General features: G+C 45.4%; 3 protein-coding genes and 1 pseudogene. All 4 read right to left on the reverse strand.

Translation table 11 applies throughout. The features are described 5' to 3' along the window. Window positions 1-420 (reverse strand): IS607 family transposase (locus tag GBV73_RS10950; protein ID WP_152881323.1); only part of this gene is annotated, 420 nt, incomplete at its 3' end. A 44-nt stretch (window positions 421-464) separates the two neighbouring features. After that, complete coding sequence (locus GBV73_RS10955) at window positions 465-1,964, reverse strand: proton-conducting transporter membrane subunit (RefSeq protein WP_152881325.1); 1,500 nt, start codon at window positions 1,962-1,964, stop codon at window positions 465-467. Further along, window positions 1,961-2,302, reverse strand: a complete 342-nt coding sequence (locus GBV73_RS10960; RefSeq protein ID WP_152881327.1) for an NADH-quinone oxidoreductase subunit K — start codon at window positions 2,300-2,302, stop codon at window positions 1,961-1,963. Before GBV73_RS10960 ends, GBV73_RS10955 begins: the two co-directional genes overlap by 4 nt. After that, window positions 2,299-2,535, reverse strand: a pseudogene (locus GBV73_RS10965) (cation:proton antiporter); the annotation flags it as partial. The pseudogene GBV73_RS10965 and the gene GBV73_RS10960, both read right to left, overlap by 4 nt. Window positions 2,536-2,655 lie beyond the last annotated feature (120 nt).

The following is a 2,655-nucleotide window of genomic DNA, read 5'->3' on the forward strand; positions in this document are numbered from 1 at the left end:
CTCAAGGTATTTGAATCCAAAGCGGGTGAGCCTGTCCTTGTAAGTTATCACGACTTTTGTTATTTCCCCGCTTTCAATGAGTTTGAAGAGCTGTTTTAACCCCTTCCTGTTCTCGTTCAGTCCTGAGGAAATGTCTGTTATGATTTTTGCAACTTGGTAGCCTTTTGATGCGCAGTAGTTCTTGAGGTATTCGACCTGTCTTTCAAGGTCTTGTTTTTGGTCTCGGCTTGAGACTCTTGCGTAAATGACGACCTTGTCGGGGATTTTGCCTTCGAGGAGTCTTTTAATCTCGCTTTCTGGAATTCTGTATTCTTTTCCGACCCTGTATGCTTTAATCTCGCCGGCTTTGATTTTTCTGAGGAGTGTCGGCTTGCTGATGCCAAGGAGCTGTGCCGCTTTTCCCGTCCTATAAAGCTTCATACTGCACACCCCTATTACAAACAATGACACAAAATATATAAACTTTACGATTTTAACCATTTAGAAAACAGCCCCATTAGAGGAACGTTCTTAACATATTGGGCAACGTTGAAGATATCACTTCCTGCTTTCTGTATAATGTCCCAGAATGGTTCTGGGTAAATCCCAACAACTATTATCAAAGCTGCAAGCAAGAGCATTGCCAATACCAGCACTGTGTTTTCCTTCACTTTTTCCCCTTCTCCCTTGAACCATATCGAGTGTATCAGCCTTATGTAATAGGTAGCCTCAACCAAGCTTGCACCCAGGATTAACGCAACCACCCAAGTGTACTGTGCATTCAATGCAGCGAGGATAAGCTGTATTTTACTCCAGAAGACGTTGAAGAGTGGTATACCTATGATACTTATGGCACCAACTGTTATTGCAAAAGCCGTCACTGGCATTCTCTTTCCTAGACCCTCGAATTTGTCTATCTCTGCTCCTCCGAGCTCTACTGCCACATAGCCAACTGCCAAGAACATAAGGGCTTTGACTATTGCATGGTTAAACATGTGGAACACGCTTGCACTTACACCAGCAGCTGTTCCAAGGGCTAAACCAACGGCAATCAGACCAACCTGGGCTATACTGGAGTAGGCAAACATTCTCTTAACGTTGGTCTGCCTTAGGGCGCTCATTTCACCCAGGATAACAGTAAGCGTTCCAAGGATTATCAGCAATCTTAAGATTGAGCTCCATCCCTCTGCGGCACTGAGGATGTACAAAATCCTTCCAATTGCATAGAGGGAGGCTTTAACCACAAAGGCCGAGAACATTGCTGTTACTGGGTGTGGGGCTTCTTGATATGCATCTGGTGCCCAAGCGTTGAGCGGAAACTGCTCCGCCTCAACTGCAAGTCCAAAGATAAGCAATGCCAGTCCAACTTTGGCAGCTGTAGGATTAATCAGCCCTGCCAGTTGTGCAATGTGCGCCATATTGAGTGTTCCGAGGCTTCCATAAATTAAGGCGATGCCGACAAGGAAAAAGCTTGATCCGACTCCTCCGAGGACAACGTACTTTAGAGCAGCTTCACTCGCTTCTCCGGTCTTGTTATATGCGGTCAATGCATAAGCACTTATTGCAGTGATCTCCATGAAGACGAAGAGGTTGAAGATGTCTCCAGTGGAAATCATACCCGTCGCACCGAGCATGAGAAGAAGGAACAGCATTGCATATTTGTCCTTCGGCTCAATGCTGACGGCTTTAATGCTAAAGAGTGCCATTAAGAAGCTGACGGCAGCAATAACTAGGACGAAGAGCGCTGCGAAGTGTCCAATGTATAGGTTGATTCCAACGGGAGGCTTAAATCCTCCTGCTAAGACTATTATGGGCTTTCCAGTCGTGTAAACTTCTTTGAACACTAAAGCGGCAATTCCTGTCTGTATTAACGTTACAAAGGCCAGGAAGGGCATTACTGCGTTTTTACTTATTCTTTTAAGTATTGGAATGAAGAATGCACTAAATAACGGCAACGCGATGAGGAGTGAAGCGTACTGGTTCATCCCCTCAACCTCCTTATTTCTTCTACGTTAAGGGTCTTGTACTTCTCATAGAGGTTTATAACAACGCTCAAGGCCAGTGCAGTTGTTGCAACACCAATAACGATAGCTGTGAGGACTAAAGCCTGAGGAATCGGATCTACAGCCTTGTCTGGGGTTATTCCCTCGCTAAGGATGGGTGCACTTTTCCCGCTGACATAGCCAACACTTATGAGGAGCAAGTTGACCCCGGTTTCCATAATGCTGAGTCCAACGAGCATTTTGATGACGTTTCTCTTCACTAGTACCGCATAAAATCCAATGAGGATCAACGCTATTGAAGCGAAGTAGTACGGGTTCATTGCCCTCCCTCCTCGGGCTCTTTAACCATATTGTCAACGATTCCAGTAAGCTCGGTACCGACCTTTATCCCAATTAGGGTGTAGATAATTGGTATGAACCCCGCACTGAAAAGCCTTCCAATGTTCTCCTTTCCGAGCCCCCAAGTTTGCCATATCCAGTCGAAGAGGAAGTAGCCACCAATTGCCAAGCCAATAAGACCCACTGTGACATAGCCAATACCGGCAAGACCTTCGAGGGCTGTTTTCTAAATGGTTAAAATCGTAAAGTTTATATATTTTGTGTCATTGTTTGTAATAGGGGTGTGCAGTATGAAGCTTTATAGGACGGGAAAAGCGGCACAGCTCCTTGGCAT

The sequence above is a fragment of the Thermococcus sp. 101 C5 genome (assembly GCF_009372125.1).
Taxonomy (GTDB): Archaea; Methanobacteriota_B; Thermococci; order Thermococcales; family Thermococcaceae; genus Thermococcus_A; species Thermococcus_A bergensis.

Excerpts from the sequence above, each read along its gene's own strand:
- GBV73_RS10955 (WP_152881325.1), bottom strand. The coding sequence starts at position 1,964 with ATGAACCAGTACGCTTCACTCCTCATCGCGTTGCCGTTATTTAGTGCA.
- GBV73_RS10960 (WP_152881327.1), bottom strand. The coding sequence starts at position 2,302 with ATGAACCCGTACTACTTCGCTTCAATAGCGTTGATCCTCATTGGATTT.